Source organism: Aeromonas sp. R9-2 (assembly GCF_040908025.1).
GTDB lineage: Bacteria > Pseudomonadota > Gammaproteobacteria > Enterobacterales > Aeromonadaceae > Aeromonas > Aeromonas veronii.
In genome coordinates, this window is record NZ_JBFOCX010000013.1 from 178,510 (window position 1) to 195,101 (window position 16,592).

Here is a 16,592-nt window from a genome sequence, read left to right on the forward strand (position 1 = left end):
GACGGCGCGACCCTGCCAGGATTTAAAACGGTTAACGCGAGATGTGCGTGGCGGCATCAGCCAGTCACGCGGATCGACGCAAGAGGATAAAGCACAATGTCCAAACAGATTATGGTGCCGGATATCGGCGCCGATGAAGTTGAAGTCACCGAGATCATGGTGGCCGTGGGTGACAAGGTCGAGCTTGACCAGTCCATCATCGCGGTAGAAGGCGACAAGGCCTCCATGGAAGTACCGGCCCCGTCTGCCGGTATCGTCAAAGAGATCCTGATCAAGGTAGGCGACAAGGTTGCCACCGGTTCCCAGATCATGATCTTCGAAGCCGAAGGCGCTGCTGCTCCTGTAGAAGTGGCCGCTCCTGTTGCAGCTGCTCCGGCCGCCGCACCTGCCGCAGCCGTGCGCAAAGATGTGCACGTACCGGACATCGGTGACGACGAAGTGGACGTGACTGAAATCATGGTTGCCGTGGGCGACATGGTCGAAGCCGAACAGTCCATCATTGCCGTGGAAGGTGACAAGGCATCCATGGAAGTACCGGCACCGTTCGCAGGCCGCGTAGTCGAGATCAAGGTGGCCGCTGGCGCCAAGGTCTCTACCGGTTCCCTGGTGATGGTATTTGAAGTGGCTGGCTCTGCGCCTGCTGCCGTTGCTGCTCCGGCTCAAGCTGCCGCGCCCGTGGCTGCTGCCCCGGTTGCCGCTGCTGCCAAAGAGGTCAACGTACCGGATATCGGTGGCGACGAAGTGGAAGTCACCGAGATCATGGTTGCTGTGGGTGACAAGGTTGAAGCCGACCAGTCCCTGATCGCCGTGGAAGGTGACAAGGCCTCCATGGAAGTGCCTGCGCCGTTCGCCGGTGTGGTCAAAGAGATCAAGGTGAAGGCGGGTGACAAGGTCTCCACCGGTTCCCTGATCATGGTATTCGAAGTGGCTGGCGCTGCTCCTGCTGCCGCGCCGGTTGCTCAAGCTGCCGCTCCGGTCGCTGCAGCCCCTGTTGCCGCTGCTCCGGCTCCGGTTGCCCAGGCTGCTGCCGCTGCGACCGATTTCGTTGCCAACGACGCCTACGTGCACGCCTCTCCGGCGGTACGCCGTCTGGCGCGCGAGTTCGGCGTCAACCTGGCCAAGGTGAAAGCCTCCGGTCGCAAGGGCCGCATCGTCAAAGAAGACGTGCAAGCCTACGTGAAGGATGCCATCAAGCGTGCCGAGTCCGCTCCTGCCTCTGCCGGTGTAGCCGGTGGCAACGGTCTGGGCGTACTGCCGTGGCCGAAGGTAGACTTCAGCAAGTTCGGTGATGTGGAAGAGGTCGAGCTGACCCGCATCCAGAAGATCTCCGGTCCGAACCTGCACCGTAACTGGGTCATGATCCCTCATGTCACCCAGTTCGACGAAGCCGATACCACCGAGCTGGAAGCGTTCCGCAAAGAGCAGAACGCGATGCTCGAGAAGCAGAAGGCAGACGTGAAGATCACCCCGCTGGTGTTCATCCTGAAAGCCGCTGCCAAGGCGCTGGAAGCCCACCCGCGCTTCTGCAGCTCCCTGTCCGAAGATGGCAGCAAGCTGATCATGAAGAAGTACATCCACATCGGTGTGGCGGTAGATACCCCCAACGGTCTGGTTGTGCCCGTGGTGCGCGATGTTAACAAGAAGGGCATCATGGAGCTGTCTCGCGATCTGGCCGAGATCTCCAAGAAGGCCCGTGCCGGCAAGCTGACCGCTGCCGACATGCAGGGCGGTTGCTTCACCATCTCCAGCCTGGGTGGCATCGGCGGTACCAGCTTTACCCCGATCGTCAACGCGCCGGAAGTGGCCATCCTGGGCGTATCCAAGTCCGAGATGAAGCCGAAGTGGAACGGTAAAGAGTTCGCGCCGCGCCTGATGCTGCCGCTGGCTCTGAGCTACGACCACCGCGTCATCGATGGTGCCGATGGGGCTCGCTTCATCACCACCATGAACGGCGTGCTGTCCGACATTCGTCGACTGGTCCTGTAAGTGAGAGGGCGGGCCCAGAGCCTGCCCTTTTTACTTCTCATTTCATTAACATGATCGTAAACTTGCCCCGTTTTTTTCACGGCTGCAGCCACCCGTTTCGGTATAAGACTGCGCTGTCCGGGGATATAAGAACGACAAAGAGGTCATGATGAGTAAAGAAATCAAAACCCAGGTCGTAGTACTGGGTGCTGGCCCTGCCGGTTATTCCGCTGCTTTCCGTGCAGCCGATCTGGGTCTGGATACTATTATCGTCGAGCGTTACTCCACCCTGGGTGGCGTCTGCCTGAACGTGGGCTGCATCCCCTCCAAGGCGCTGCTGCACGTTGCCAAAGTGATTGAAGAAGCCAAGGCGCTGGCCGAGCACGGCATCGTCTTCGGTGCCCCGCAGACCGACATCGACAAGATCCGTCTGTGGAAAGAGAAGGTTATCAACCAGTTGACCGGCGGTCTGGCTGGCATGGCCAAGATGCGTAAAGTTCAGGTTGTTAACGGCTTGGGTAAATTTACCGGCCCGAACACCCTTGAAGTGGAAGGTGCCGACGGCAAGACCACCGTGACCTTCGACAACGCCATCATCGCGGCCGGTTCTCGTCCGGTGAAGCTGCCGTTCATCCCCCACGATGACCCGCGCGTATGGGACTCTACCGATGCGCTGGAGCTGAAAACCGTTCCAGGCAAACTGCTGGTGATCGGTGGCGGCATCATCGGTCTGGAGATGGGTACCGTTTACTCCTCTCTGGGTTCCGAGATCGACGTGGTGGAATTTGCCGACCAGCTGGTTCCGGCTGCCGACAAAGATATCGTCAAGATCTACACCAAGCGCGTCGCCAAGAAATTCAACATCATGCTGGAGACCAAGGTCACCGCAGTTGAAGCGCGCGAAGACGGCCTGTACGTCTCCTATGAAGGCAAGCACGCTCCTGCCGAGCCGGTTCGTTACGACAACGTGCTGGTTGCCGTAGGTCGTGTGCCGAACGGCAAGATGCTGGATGCCGAGAAGGCAGGTGTTGCCGTGACCGAGCGCGGTTTCATCGAGGTGGACAAGCAGCTGCGTACCAACGTGGCGCACATCCACGCCATCGGTGACATCGTTGGCCAGCCGATGCTGGCACACAAAGGTGTTCACGAAGGTCACGTTGCCGCCGAAGTGATCGCCGGCAAGAAGCACTACTTCGACCCGAAAGTGATCCCGTCCATCGCCTACACCGAGCCAGAGATGGCATGGGTGGGTCTGACCGAGAAGGAAGCCAAGCAACAGGGCCTGAACTTCGAAGTCGCCACCTTCCCGTGGGCTGCTTCCGGCCGCGCCATCGCGTCCGACTGCTCCGACGGTATGACCAAGCTGATCTTCGACAAGGAGAGCGGCCGCGTCATCGGTGGTGCCATCGTGGGTACCAACGGTGGTGAACTGCTGGGTGAAATCGGTCTGGCCATCGAGATGGGTGCTGACGCCGAAGATATCGCGCTGACCATCCACGCTCACCCGACTCTGCACGAGTCCGTGGGTCTGGCTGCCGAAGTGTTCGAAGGCTCCATCACCGACCTGCCGAACGCCAAGGCCAAGAAGAAAAAGTAATTTTCTTCCCCTGCCTGTAAAAAAGCCGCTCAATCGAGCGGCTTTTTGTTTTCTCCTTGCGGCCCCGACTTCGACAAAGACCAATATGCTAAAGATAGGTTTTGGCACTGATGAGAGAGGCACGATGCTAGAAGCACCTATTCCACCCGATGAGGCATTGCGGTTGGAGACCCTGCGGCGGCTCTCTTTGCTGGATTCCGAGGCCGAGGAGAGGTTTGACCGGCTGACCCGCATGGCCCGACGGGTGTTCAATGTCCCCATCGCGCTGGTGAGTCTGGTGGATGAAGATCGCCAGTGGTTCAAATCCTGTATCGGACTGGAGGTCCGTGAGACTGCCCGGGACATCTCGTTCTGTGGCCACGCCATCATGGGCAATGAGACCTTTATCGTGCCGGATGCTTCGCAGGATCCCCGCTTTGCCGACAATCCGCTGGTGGTAGGCGTGCCCGGCATCCGCTTCTATGCCGGACAGCCACTGCGGATCGCCAACGGCTGCAAACTGGGGACGCTCTGCATCATAGATACGGAGCCGCGGGAATTGAGCGACGAGGATGTGGGGCTGCTCAAGGATCTGGCGGCGATGGTGGTGCGTGAGCTCGAAGCGGTGCAGCTGGCCACCATTGATGAGTTGACCCTGATCTCCAATCGGCGCGGGTTCGTGATGCTGGCGGAGAAGAGCCTCTCGCTGGCCAGTCGCTTGCAGATGCCGCTGGCGCTGCTCTATCTGGATCTCAATGGCTTCAAGGGGATCAACGATCGGTGGGGGCATGCAGAAGGGGATCGGGCTCTGATCGCCTTTGCCACTTTGCTCAAGCAGGCTTTTCGGGGCGCCGATGTGTTTGCCCGCATGGGCGGCGATGAGTTCGTCGTCCTGTTGCCCAATGTGCTAGAGGCGCAGGCACAACTGGCCTATGAGCGTTTCAATGCCATGTTGGCCGAGCACAATCAACGCAGTGGTTGCGGTTATGCGCTGACCTGCAGCACCGGTATTGTCTGCTATGACGGGCACGGCTGTGTCTCCCTGGCCGAGCTGCTCACCCGTGCGGATGAGCTGATGTATCAGCGCAAACGGGATGGCAAGGGCTGACTGCTATTCCGGATTAGTCGCCACCAAAACAACAGAGAGCGCCACGGCGCTCTCTGTTGTTGATGACTCAGGTCAAGGTCGGGGTCAGAGCCGGAAGTTGCCAACCAGCTTGTCCAGCTGACCGGAGAGCTGCTGCAGGCTGCGGCTGGACTCGGTCAGCTGGTGGGCGATATCGGCGGTCTCCATGGTTAGCTGGTTGATATCTTCCACGTTGCGGTTGATCTCGCCGACCACGCTGGACTGCTCCTCGGTGGCGGTGGCGACCTGGATGTTCATGTCGTTGATCTGGGTGATGTGGGCGGTGATCTGGCCGAGGGCTGCGTTGGCCTCATCGGCCTGGCTCACCACCTCCAGACTCTGGTTACGCCCCTGCGCCATGGCGCTGACGGCGCGGGCACTCTGCTCCTGCAAGCGGTTGATCATCCCCTGGATCTCGGCGGTCGAGGCGGCGGAGCGGTTGGCCAGATTGCGCACCTCATCTGCCACCACGGCGAAACCGCGACCCTGTTCACCGGCGCGAGCGGCCTCGATGGCGGCGTTCAATGCCAGCAGGTTGGTCTGCTCCGAGATGCTGCGGATGGTTTCGAGGATGCTGCCGATGGAGTCGGTCTGGCTCGCCAGCGACTCGATAACCCCTGCCACCTGCTCAATCTCGCCAGAGAGGTCGACGATGCCGTGGCGCGCCTGCGCCACCACTACCGCACCCGCATCGGCCTGATCGTTGGCCTGTCTGGCGACTTCGGCTGCCAGCGAAGCGTTACCGGCGATCTCGCTCACCGTGGCCCCCATTTCGTGGATGGCGGTGGCCACCTGCACGGTGCGGTCACGCTGGGCAGTACAGTTGTGCTGGGTCAGCTGCGCCTTGTTGGCCACCTCGTTGGCGGTGGCCGCGAGCTGGCGGGAGTTCTCCGCCACCTGCTCGATGGAGCCGTGGATCTTGGCGACGAAGTTGTTGAAACCGGTGGCGACCTGACTCAGTTCGTCACGTCCTTCCACTTTCAGGCGCTGGGTAAGATCCCCATCGCCGCTGCCCAGCTCCTTGAACAGGCGGGCCAGCTCGTTGAGCGGGCGGCTGACCGAGCCTGCCAGCAGCATCCCCATCAGCCCCATGGCCAGCGCAATCACCAGCGAGATCATCAGGATCTCGTTGCGGGTCTGATCCAGCTCGGCATAGATCTCGGCTTCTGGCACCTGGGCCACCAGATACCAGTCGAGCAGCGGGATATAGCTGCTGGCCAGTACCATGGGCTCGCCATTTACCTCGGCGTTGATAACGGCAAAGGGGCGTTTGGCCAGCAGGCTGCCGGTATCACCGCTGGCAATGTTGCCAAGGGTGTCACGCTCGATGCGGTTGGCCTCGGGGTGCAGCTTCACCTTGCCGCTGCCATCGACCATAAAGACGATGCCGTTCTCTTCCAGCCGGAAGTTGGAGACCATGGTCACCATGGTGTCGAGGGATTTGGCAAAGCCGGCCAGCCCGCGCCCGTTGAGCTGCTGGAAGTTGACGAACAGCTTCACCTCGCCGTTGCTCTCGCGGAAGATGCTGAGGGTCATCTCCTTCTGGCTCTTGGTGTAGTCATAGAACCAGGCGTCTTGCGTGGGGGTCAGGTTGCGCAGAAAGCCATCCTGGTTGTAGTAGGCGGCTGTCTGGCGATCGGCGAAGGAGGCGGTCACCAGACCATACTGGTTGGCCACATCCTTGAGCTGGTTGATGAGGATTGGCTCCTGCTCTTTGGGCATGCCCCGATCCACCCAGTCGAGGATAAAGCGGTCGGTGGCCAGTTGGCGGGCGGCCTGGGCGATGCCGTGGAGATCCTGTTCAATCTCCTTGCTGATCCGCTGGGTCAGGTTGGGGAGCTCCTGCTCGAACATCCGGTTTTCGATCAGTTGCTGGGCCGAGCGTTGGCTGAAGTAGCCTACCAGCAAGCAGGAGACGACCACAGCCAGGGTGACCGTGGCCAGTATTTTCTGTTTAAGAGTGAGGGTTGCCAGCATAAAGGTGCTCAAAAGGTTGAGATTGACGACGCTCATATTAGCGGCAGCGCGGTGCTACCCATGAGGCTTGCAGACCTTTATTTGCGGATTACGTTTGCGCTCACAGGGGCGGCGGCGTGCCCCTTCGCCATGCTGCACTCGCGGGATGCGGATTGACGGTTGCGCTAACTGCCGGGCCCCTTATAGTAGAGGCCATCCTTGGTGACTGACCCTCTGAATAATATGGAAAATATGATGCGCAGCTTAGGTGCGGGATGGACCCGTCTGCTTTTGGTGATGCTGGCGGCGATGCCGCTGCTGGCTGTGGCGGCACAGGGGGATCGCCCAAAAATTGCGGTGGTGCTCAGTGGCGGCGGTGCCAAGGGGTCGGCCCATATCGGCATCCTCAAGGTACTGGAGCAGAAACGGATTCCGGTCGACATCATAGTCGGCACCAGCATGGGCTCTTATGTGGCGGGGATGTACGCCATGGGGCTCAGTGCCGAGGAGGTGGAGCGCACCACTTTGGCCATCGACTGGAACAAGGGGTATCAGGACAAGGTTGGCCGCGACGAGCTGTCGTTGCGCAAGAAGCAGCAGAACGAGCAGTACCAACTGCGCACCGACATAGGGGTGAATGGCGACACCACCCAGCTGCCGGACGGTTTCTTCCAGGGCCAATCCATGGCCAGCCTGCTGCGGGGGGCCACCTCCAACCTGCCGGTGCAGGAGAGCTTCGATGATCTCCCCATTCCCTACCGCGCCATGGCGACCGACATGGAGACGGTCACCCCCTTCGTGCTGGATCACGGCAGCCTGGCCAAGGCAATGCAGGCCTCCATGTCCATTCCCGGCGCCCTCAAACCGGTGGAGTGGGAGGGGCACATCCTGGCGGACGGCGGCAGCGTCAACAACATGCCGGTGGATGTCGCCAAGGCGATGGGGGCCGACGTGGTGATCGCGGTGGATATCGGTGCCAAGCTGCGTACTCGAGAGTCCCTCAAGTCAGGGTTGGCGATGATCGACCAGCTCACCACCTACATGACCCAGGTGGGCACCGACAAGCAGAAGGCGCTGATGGGGCCGAAAGACATACTGATCGCTCCCGAGTTTGGCGATATGGGGATCGCCGACTTTGCCCGGATGCCGGAGGGGATCAAGATCGGTGAGGCGGCGGCTGACAAGGTGTCGTTGCAACTCGATAAGCTGTCGCTCACCAAGGCGCAGTACAACGCCTATCGCAACCAGAAGCTGAGCCGTCGTGCCGAGCGTAGCGGTCAGCCCGCCTACTTCATCGACAAGGTGGAGATCATCAACAAGTCGCGCCTCTCCGACGAGACGGTGCGCGCCATGCTGAAAGTGCGGCCGGACAAGGTACAGACCAACGAGAGTCTGGAAGCGGGCATTCGCCGCCTCTATGCCCTTGAGTCGTTCGATCGCATCACCTACGAGGTGGAGGAGCGTGATGGGGAGAATGTGCTGCTGGTGGATGCCAGCGAGAAGAACTGGGGGCCGGGCTACCTCAACTTCCAGTTCGGTTTCACCGATGACTTCGAGAACACCTCCAACTACAACGTCGGCATGTCCTATACCCTCACCAACGTCAACGAGTGGGGTGCCGAGTGGCTGACCGAGGCGTCGCTGGGCACGGCCAAACATATCAAGACCGACTTCTATACCCCGCTCGAACCCTCCCAGACCTTCTATGGTGAGGCGAGTCTGGCCTATGACCAGACCCTGCGCCGCCTGTTTTTCCCCAATCCGGATCCCGAGATGGTTTCGATAAGCTATCTCGACTCCGAATACTCCTTTTTCAGCGGTGATCTGGCGGTGGGCTGGAACCGCCAGCCCTGGAGCCGGTTGTCGATGGGACTGGAGGGACAACTGGGCACGATTGATGTGAAGAACTTCAAGGGGCTGGAGATGGATGCCACGGCGTGGGGCCCCTATGTCCGCTTTGAACACGACAATCTGGATAGCCGCTATTTCCCCTATCAGGGGATGAAATGGGACATGAAACTGGGCCACTCACACGTCAGTGTGGATGGACTCGAGTCAGCAGATGGCCGCAGTGAAGGCTGGAATTATCAGCTCTCGATGATCAAGCCTTGGTCATGGGACAGGCACAGCCTCAACCTGATCCTCGAAGGGGGGGGCTCGGGCAGTGAAGAGGTGGTGCCGCTGCATATTCAGGATCTGGGCGGGCTGTTCCGCCTCTCCGGTTTCCAGCGCTACCAGCTGAGCGGTCGCTACAGCCTGTTTGGTGGCCTGCGTTACATCTATCGGGTGGCGGACAACGACTTCGGTGCCCTCAAGATGCCGCTCTATCTGGGTGGATCTCTGGAGCAGGGCGGGGTCTGGAACAAGGGTGAGGATATCAGTCTGGAGAGCTCCTTCACCGCCGGTTCGCTTTATGTCGGGGTGGAGAGCTTCCTCGGCCCTGTGTTCCTCGGCTACGGCATGGCGGAGGGGGGCAATGACGTCTTCTATCTGCAATTGGGCAGTACGTTCGAATAATGCCGAAATGATGCCAATTTGTTAACTATGGTTGAGGGCGTTCAATTAATTTTCAAAAAATACCAGTCTGTTTAATTGGTTACGATTTTGTGGTGAATAAGTAAACAGGGTTTGGATTTTAATTAGTCGTTAAAACTTATATAGTGGGGAGCACCCTACGGGGTGTCCCGCAAGGACGATCGCCGCGAGCGTGGGCGAACCCCAAAAAAAGACCAAAGAGGAATTAGTCGTGCTTGAAACATACCGTAAACACGTCGCAGAACGTGCCGCCGAGGGCGTGGTTGCCAAACCTCTGGATGCAGAGCAGGTCGCCGCCCTGGTTGAGCTGCTCAAGAACCCGCCCGCTGGCGAAGAAGACTTTCTGAAAGAGCTGTTGTCCTCCCGTATTCCCCCCGGTGTTGATGAAGCGGCCTATGTCAAAGCCGGTTTCCTTACCGCCGTCGCCAAGGGCGAAGCCCACTCTCCCATCCTGACTGCAGCCGAAGCCGTTGAGCTGCTGGGCACCATGCAGGGTGGTTACAACATTCAGCCGCTGATCGACCTGCTGGATCACGCCACTCTGGCGCCGCTTGCCGCCAAGGGGCTCTCCCACACCCTGCTGATGTTTGACTCCTTCCACGACGTGGAAGAGAAGGTCAAGGCGGGCAATGTCCACGCCAAACAGGTGATGCAGTCCTGGGCTGATGCCGAGTGGTTCCTCTCCCGCCCGGAGTTGGCCGAGAAGATCACTGTCACCGTGTTCAAGGTGACCGGCGAAACCAACACCGACGACCTCTCGCCGGCACCGGACGCCTGGTCCCGCCCGGATATTCCGTTGCACGCGCTGGCAATGCTGAAAAACGCCCGTCCCGGCATTACTCCGGACAAGGATGGCGCCGTCGGCCCCATCAAGACCATCGATGCCCTGAAAGAGAAAGGCTTCCCGCTGGCCTATGTCGGTGACGTGGTCGGTACCGGCTCTTCCCGTAAATCCGCCACCAACTCGGTGCTCTGGTTTATGGGCGATGACATTCCGTTCGTGCCGAACAAGCGCGCTGGCGGTGTCTGTCTGGGTGGCAAGATTGCCCCGATCTTCTTCAACACCATGGAAGATGCCGGCGCACTGCCTATCGAAGTGGACGTCTCCAAGCTGGAAATGGGCGATGTGATCGACATCTACCCCTATGCCGGCAAGATCTGCAAACACGGCACCGAACAGGTGCTGGCGCAGTTTGAACTGAAAACCGACGTGCTGATCGACGAAGTACGCGCCGGTGGCCGTATTCCGCTGATCATCGGTCGCGGCCTGACCGACAAGGCCCGCGAAGCGCTGGGTCTGCCGTTCTCCACCGTATTCCGTCGCCCGCAGCCGGTGGCCGATACCGGTAAAGGCTTCACCCTGGCCCAGAAGATGGTGGGCAAGGCGTGCGGCGTGAAGGGCATTCGCCCAGGCACTTACTGCGAGCCCAAGATGACCACGGTCGGCTCCCAGGACACCACGGGCCCGATGACCCGCGACGAGCTCAAAGATCTGGCCTGTCTCGGCTTCTCCGCCGATCTGACCATGCAGTCCTTCTGTCACACCGCAGCTTATCCCAAGCCCATCGACGTACAGACCCACCACACCCTGCCGGACTTCATCATGAATCGCGGCGGTGTCTCTCTGCGTCCGGGTGACGGCGTCATCCACTCCTGGCTGAACCGCATGCTGCTGCCGGATACCGTGGGTACCGGTGGTGACTCCCACACCCGTTTCCCCATCGGTATCTCCTTCCCGGCGGGCTCCGGTCTGGTGGCTTTCGCCGCTGCTACCGGCGTGATGCCACTGGATATGCCGGAATCCGTGCTGGTGCGCTTCAAGGGCGAGCTGCAACCGGGCATCACCCTGCGTGATCTGGTTCATGCCATTCCCTACGCCGCCATCCAGAAAGGGCTGCTGACAGTCGAGAAAGCGGGCAAGAAGAACATCTTCTCCGGCCGCATCCTCGAGATCGAAGGCCTGCCGACCCTGAAGGTAGAGCAGGCGTTCGAACTGGCTGACGCCAGCGCCGAGCGCTCTGCCGCCGGTTGCACCATCAAGCTGGATAAAGAGCCGATCATCGAGTATCTGAAGTCCAACATCGTGATGCTGAAATGGATGCTCTCCGAAGGCTACGGTGACGTGCGCACCATCACCCGTCGCATCAAGGGGATGGAAGAGTGGCTGGCCAACCCGACCCTGATGGAAGCGGACAAGGATGCCGAGTACGCCGAAATCATCGAGATCGATCTGGCTACCATCAAGGAGCCGATCCTGTGCGCGCCGAACGATCCGGACGATGCCCGTCTGCTGAGCGACGTGGCTGGCGACAAGATCGACGAGGTGTTCATCGGTTCGTGCATGACCAACATCGGTCACTTCCGTGCCGCCGGCAAACTGCTCGAGAAGTATCAGGGCGAGCTGCCGACCCGCATGTGGATCGCGCCGCCCACCAAGATGGACAAGGATCAGCTGACCGAAGAGGGCTACTACGGCATCTTTGGTCGCGTCGGTGCCCGCATCGAGATCCCGGGCTGCTCCCTCTGCATGGGCAACCAGGCGCGGGTAGCGGAAGGAGCCTCCGTGGTCTCCACCTCCACCCGTAACTTCCCGAACCGTCTGGGTAAAGGTGCCAACGTCTATCTGGCCTCTGCGGAGCTGGCCGCCGTTGCCGCCATCCTTGGCAAGATCCCGACCGTGGCGGAGTACCTGCAATACGCCAAGGCGCTCGATGCCACTGCGGCAGATACTTACCGCTACCTCAACTTCAACGAGATCGCCTCCTACACCAAGAAGGCCGATGCGGTGATCCTGCAACAAGCCGTTTAACGGAGTTCTTGCGCGATTTGCGCGATAAGAAGCCAATAATGCCGCGTATTTACGCGGCATTATTTATTTGAGCGTTATTTGTCGTCTTTCTTGGGGGGGCTTAAATGTTCCTGCTCGAGAAGGTCAATCACCTGTTGGGTGGTTCGTTTTATAAACGCTTTGGGTTATGTTGCTCGGCTATGTGCGGTAATGATGAGGCATCGTTATCGAGGGAAAGTGTTTATCTGTTCACTGGGTGCTTGCGTTGGCAGGCCTGACAAATTGCGGCGTGGTTCTTTATGTTTCTGTTCAGGATCGATCTCTCCCGAACCGGGTTACGCTTCGGCGGTGCCTTGCTGGTTTTTGCTCTGCCGCTGCTGGGGGGGGGGGCGGTCATCCACAGTACTTATCTGCAGGAGCTGAAAGCGGAATCCAGCGCCTCGGCCCACAAGGCCAGAACCCTGATGGAGTCGATGCTGGATCATGCGGAGCAGGCCAATCGCTCCGTGCTGCCTCTGATGAAGGCTCCCTGTCGCGACAACCTGCTGGTGCTGCGCAAGAAGGTCGCCATCGAGCCCTTCCTGCGTTCGGTCAATCTGGTGCGAAACGGCATCATCAATTGCACTTCACTGTTTGGTGAAGCCGATGATGCCGATGAGCCGGAGATCTACACCGGCCGCAAGCTGCTGCTGATGAGTGGCAACCGGGTGCGGCAAAATCACCCGCTGCTGGTGGTGCGCACCGAGCGGGGCAAGGATGCCGCCTTGAGCGCCATCGACAGTACCCAGCTCAGCTTCATGCTCTCCATGAGCGGAAAGTCCAGTGCGCTCTATCTGCAGGTGGGGTCTGCCTGGCTCAATGAGTCTGGCCGCTATCTGAGCGAGGCGCCCACCCTCCATCGCGGGATCAGCCAGGCCCTCACCTCATCCCATTATCCTTTCACCATCCATGCCGGTTATGCCATGCCGGTCTACTGGAAGTCGCTGTGGGCCGCGCGGCATGTGGCGCTGTCGTGGCTGGCGGTTTCCTCGCTTTTGCTGGCCTGGCTGGTGTGGTGGGTGCTGGGGCGGCCCGGCTCGCCAACAGATGAGTTGCGACGCGCCCTGCGGGCCAGGGAGTTTGTTCCCTATCTGCAGCCGCTGATTGCCAGCCACGACGGCAAGATGATGGGCGCCGAGGTGCTGATGCGCTGGGAGCATGTCAATGAAGGGGTGATCCGGCCCGATCTCTTTATTCCGCAGGCGGAGGAGTCGGGACTGATCGTCCCCATGACCACCCATATCATGAAGCAGGTGGCGACACGGTTGAACCGCTCTCAGGAGCAGTTGCCCGATGGGTTTCATATCAGCTTCAACATCAGCGCCGCCCATTGCCACGATTTTGCCCTGTTGGCCGAGTGCCGCGCCTTTCTCGGTCACTTCCTCCCCGGCAAGGTGGTACTGGTGCTGGAGCTGACCGAGCGGGAGCTGCTGATGTCAGATCCCCAGACCCTCTCCCTGTTCCGCCAGCTGGACGAGATGGGGGTCAAACTCGCCATCGACGACTTTGGTACCGGCCACTCCAGCCTGGCTTACCTGCAACAGTTCCATGTGGATTACCTCAAGATCGACAAATCCTTTATCGCCCGCATCGGTACCGAGTCGCTCTCGGAACATATCGTGGACAACGTGATCGATCTGGCGACCCGGCTCGGTCTGGCGCTGGTGGCGGAAGGGGTGGAGAGCGAGCGTCAGGCTGACTACCTCAGGGCCAAAGGGGTCGACTATCTGCAGGGGTACCTGTTTGCCCGCCCCATGCCGCTGCGCCAGTTCTGTGAGGAGCTGCTGCCGGAAGAGGCGCAGACCCGCCAGCCAGATGGGGTACGAGGCATCCCGAACGCCACCTGATCTATCGGTGACAGACGGGCGGACAAGCTCCCGTCTGGCAGGGTAGGGGAGTGCTCTCTCCATATCCCCCCTCGAGTGCAGGGGCTTGTTTTTCATGCCTTGCGGCTCGCTTTTCGGTAGAATCAGCGCTCATTTTGACGTCAGTAAAAGATGAGGCGCGGTATGACGGTTCAGTTCCAGGCATTTCACAGCATCAAGGCGATCGGTAATCGGGAGGTGCTGTTCAACTGGTCGAGAACCAATCCCCTCGGGGCGCTGGATCAGGTATGGCGCCCGAAAAGCCGCGACGAGTTGCAAGCGTTGCTGCGGGAACATCCCGAGCGTAAGCTGCGCCTTATCGGCTCCGGCCTCTCTTTTGAACCCATCCACAGCGTCTATGCCGAAGGTAGTCAGGCGCTGCTGGTGGACTTGCACCACCTGCGCGGCCAGCTGGCGAAAACGGCCGATACCGTGACCTATCAGGCGGGGACGCCGCTCGATACCGTTTATGCCGAGCTGATCGCCATGGAGCGGATGCTGCCCGCATCCCCGGGCGTTATCGGCATCCAGACCCTGGGCGGCGCCCTCAGCACAGGTACCCACGGTCAGGGGCTGCACCAGTCTGCCCTGTGCGATGCGGTGGAGGCGATGACGGTGATGCTGGCCAATGGCGACATCATCCGGGTGGATCGCACCGATCCGCGCTTCGGCGCCTTCGTGATGGGGATGGGGATGCTCGGCATCCTGCTCGACGTCACCCTGCGCACCGTACCGAACCGCATTATGCGCTGCACCAAGTTCACCACCGACTACCCCTTCCTCTTGGAGCACAACGAACGGCTCAACCGCGAGCACGGCTTTGTGAAGAGCTGGTGGTTTGCCTGGACCGGTGAGAGCCACATCTGGCTGGTGGATCCCGCCTCTGATGAGGAGGTGGCCCGTTACCGCGCCGGCGGCAGCGAGCCGCTGCTGCTGGATGGTGATATCGACGCCCGCATGAATGCCACCATTGATGCCACTTTGCAGAAGATGGCGAAAGACACCAAGGATGAGGCGCTGGCGGGGGAGCACTTCGAGACGGTGCGCCGCTTCAAGGATGCCTCCGATCTGGTGGGCAACGTCTACCAAATTCTCTGCAAGGGGATCCCGGCACCTCAGATCAACTGTGAGGTGGCGGTGCCGCTGCATCGCATGAGCGAGGCGCTGGAGACCCTGCAAGCGTGGCAGCAGGCCAACCCGGGCGTGCTGCACTACCCCTTTATTCTGCGTTGCACCGGCCCCTCCGAGGCCTGGCTCAGCGCTGCTTACGGCCAGCCGGTCTGCTGGATCGGTTTTCTGGTCTATCTGGCGGCGGACGGCACCTTCGTCAACGGCTCCATGGAGCAGATGCGCGAGTTGCAGCAACTGCTGGCGCCGCTCGGCGGCATTCCCCACTTCGGCAAGCATCTGGCGATGGATCTGTATGACTTCCCGGCCCTGCTGCCGCGCTGGAACGACTTTGTGGCGTTGAAAGCCGAGCTCGACCCCCACGGCCGCTTTGAAAACCGCTGGCTCAGCGACCTGTTTGCCAACCGGTAAGGATCTGACATGACCGATATGCAAGATACCCGTATCCCAGTGACCCTGCTGACCGGCTTTCTCGGCAGCGGCAAGACAACTCTGCTCAACCACTGGGTCAAGCAGCCGGAGCTTGGCGAGTGCGCCGTGCTGATCAACGAGTTCGGCTCGGTGGGGTTGGATCACCATCTGGTGCAACAGGTGGATGAGCAGGTGGTGCTGCTCGACTCCGGCTGCATCTGCTGCTCGGTACAGGGCTCTTTGGTGGAGGCGCTGCAGGGGCTGTTTATGAAGGCCATCCAGCGCAAGATCAAACCGTTCAAGCGGCTGATTATCGAGACCACCGGTCTGGCCGATCCGGCCCCCGTGCTCTTCACGTTGAGGGAAGAGGGCTTTATCGCCCAGCGCTACCGCTTCGATGGCACCGTCACCGTGGTGGATGCCGGCCATATCGAGCAGCAGTTGGCGGCTCAATATGAAGCGGTGAAACAGGTGGCGCTGGCGGATCTGCTGGTGGTGAGCAAAGGCGATATGGTGGATTGCGAGCAGCTGGCGCGGGTCGAAGCCCAGCTGGCGGCACTCAATCCGGCGGCCCCCATCCAGCAGGTAACCAATGGCGAACTGTCGCCAGCAGTGCTGGAGAAGCTCGGCGCCTACAACGAAGCGGCGGGGCGCGATGTGCGCCAGCTGCTGGCCTGGCTGCGCACCGAATCCCCCAAGCAGGGGCTGGCGTCACCGATGCAACCGAAGATGCAGCCGTTCGCCGCCAAGGTGGGCACAGCTGCGCCCACCCACTTCGAGCACGGCAACATCGAGAGTTTCTCCCTGCGTATCGGTGAGCCGCTCAAGCCCTCTCGCCTGCTGGCCGCCATCGATGCGGTGCAGGCACAGTATGGCGATGCCCTGCTGCGCCTCAAGGGGATCTTGCAGCTGGAAGGGGAGAGCCAGCCGGTGGTGATCCACGGCGTCCACGGCCAGCTCTATCCGCTGCAGGCGCTGGGCGACTGGCCGGAGGGCAAAGCCCAGTCCCGACTGGTGTTTATCGTGAAAAGTCAGGACAAGGCGGGGATAGAGCGGCTGTTCCTTGATACGCTCAAGGCTCCCGAGCCCAGCCTCGAAGAGCAGCTCAAGGCCATGCTTGGCCAACCGGATGCCTGATGTTTGAGATGACCCGCCCGTAACAACGAGAGCGGGTCTTTTTATTCCTGAAGTGGAGGTGGTCTG

The 16,592-nt window shown here is 60.5% G+C and carries 9 protein-coding genes; 8 read left to right on the forward strand and 1 reads right to left on the reverse strand.

The window, feature by feature from the left end:
- Nucleotides 1-96 precede the first annotated feature (96 nt).
- From aceF to AB5Y71_RS04275, 3 genes are all read left to right on the forward strand, one after another.
- Nucleotides 97-1,986 carry a pyruvate dehydrogenase complex dihydrolipoyllysine-residue acetyltransferase gene (aceF, locus tag AB5Y71_RS04265; RefSeq protein ID WP_368171064.1) on the forward strand — a complete coding sequence of 630 codons (1,890 nt, stop codon included), beginning with the start codon at nt 97-99 and terminating at the stop codon, nt 1,984-1,986.
- 148 nt (nt 1,987-2,134) lie between these two features.
- On the forward strand, nt 2,135-3,562 hold the full coding sequence (gene lpdA / locus AB5Y71_RS04270; RefSeq protein WP_005336123.1) for a dihydrolipoyl dehydrogenase: 1,428 nt from the start codon (nt 2,135-2,137) through the stop codon (nt 3,560-3,562).
- Between the two features lie 124 nt (nt 3,563-3,686).
- Complete coding sequence (locus AB5Y71_RS04275) at nt 3,687-4,649, forward strand: sensor domain-containing diguanylate cyclase (RefSeq protein WP_368171065.1); 963 nt, start codon at nt 3,687-3,689, stop codon at nt 4,647-4,649.
- An 84-nt stretch (nt 4,650-4,733) separates the two neighbouring features.
- Here the strand turns inward: AB5Y71_RS04275 and AB5Y71_RS04280 are convergent, their stop codons facing one another.
- The gene (locus AB5Y71_RS04280) at nt 4,734-6,644 is read right to left on the reverse strand and encodes a methyl-accepting chemotaxis protein (RefSeq protein WP_368171066.1); all 1,911 of its coding nucleotides are present in this window, start codon (nt 6,642-6,644) and stop codon (nt 4,734-4,736) included.
- A 234-nt stretch (nt 6,645-6,878) separates the two neighbouring features.
- Between AB5Y71_RS04280 and AB5Y71_RS04285 the strand changes: the two genes are divergently transcribed.
- From AB5Y71_RS04285 to AB5Y71_RS04305, 5 genes are all read left to right on the forward strand, one after another.
- The gene (locus AB5Y71_RS04285; RefSeq protein ID WP_368171067.1) at nt 6,879-9,140 is read left to right on the forward strand and encodes a patatin-like phospholipase family protein; all 2,262 of its coding nucleotides are present in this window, start codon (nt 6,879-6,881) and stop codon (nt 9,138-9,140) included.
- A gap of 229 nt (nt 9,141-9,369) precedes the next feature.
- Nucleotides 9,370-11,967 carry a bifunctional aconitate hydratase 2/2-methylisocitrate dehydratase gene (gene acnB / locus AB5Y71_RS04290; RefSeq protein WP_368171068.1) on the forward strand — a complete coding sequence of 866 codons (2,598 nt, stop codon included), beginning with the start codon at nt 9,370-9,372 and terminating at the stop codon, nt 11,965-11,967.
- Nucleotides 11,968-12,245: 278 nt separating this feature from the next.
- The gene (locus tag AB5Y71_RS04295) at nt 12,246-13,832 is read left to right on the forward strand and encodes an EAL domain-containing protein (RefSeq protein ID WP_368171069.1); all 1,587 of its coding nucleotides are present in this window, start codon (nt 12,246-12,248) and stop codon (nt 13,830-13,832) included.
- A 162-nt stretch (nt 13,833-13,994) separates the two neighbouring features.
- Nucleotides 13,995-15,389 carry a D-arabinono-1,4-lactone oxidase gene (locus tag AB5Y71_RS04300; protein WP_368171070.1) on the forward strand — a complete coding sequence of 465 codons (1,395 nt, stop codon included), beginning with the start codon at nt 13,995-13,997 and terminating at the stop codon, nt 15,387-15,389.
- 9 nt (nt 15,390-15,398) lie between these two features.
- The gene (locus tag AB5Y71_RS04305; RefSeq protein WP_368171071.1) at nt 15,399-16,526 is read left to right on the forward strand and encodes a GTP-binding protein; all 1,128 of its coding nucleotides are present in this window, start codon (nt 15,399-15,401) and stop codon (nt 16,524-16,526) included.
- The last annotated feature ends 66 nt before the right edge of the window (nt 16,527-16,592 follow it).

Coding starts and splice junctions, on each gene's coding strand:
- AB5Y71_RS04280 (WP_368171066.1), bottom strand. CDS start 6,644: ATGCTGGCAACCCTCACTCTTAAACAGAAAATACTGGCCACGGTCACC.
- AB5Y71_RS04295 (WP_368171069.1), top strand. CDS start 12,246: ATGTTTCTGTTCAGGATCGATCTCTCCCGAACCGGGTTACGCTTCGGC.
- AB5Y71_RS04305 (WP_368171071.1), top strand. CDS start 15,399: ATGACCGATATGCAAGATACCCGTATCCCAGTGACCCTGCTGACCGGC.
- lpdA (WP_005336123.1), top strand. CDS start 2,135: ATGAGTAAAGAAATCAAAACCCAGGTCGTAGTACTGGGTGCTGGCCCT.
- AB5Y71_RS04285 (WP_368171067.1), top strand. CDS start 6,879: ATGCGCAGCTTAGGTGCGGGATGGACCCGTCTGCTTTTGGTGATGCTG.
- AB5Y71_RS04275 (WP_368171065.1), top strand. CDS start 3,687: ATGCTAGAAGCACCTATTCCACCCGATGAGGCATTGCGGTTGGAGACC.
- aceF (WP_368171064.1), top strand. CDS start 97: ATGTCCAAACAGATTATGGTGCCGGATATCGGCGCCGATGAAGTTGAA.
- AB5Y71_RS04300 (WP_368171070.1), top strand. CDS start 13,995: ATGACGGTTCAGTTCCAGGCATTTCACAGCATCAAGGCGATCGGTAAT.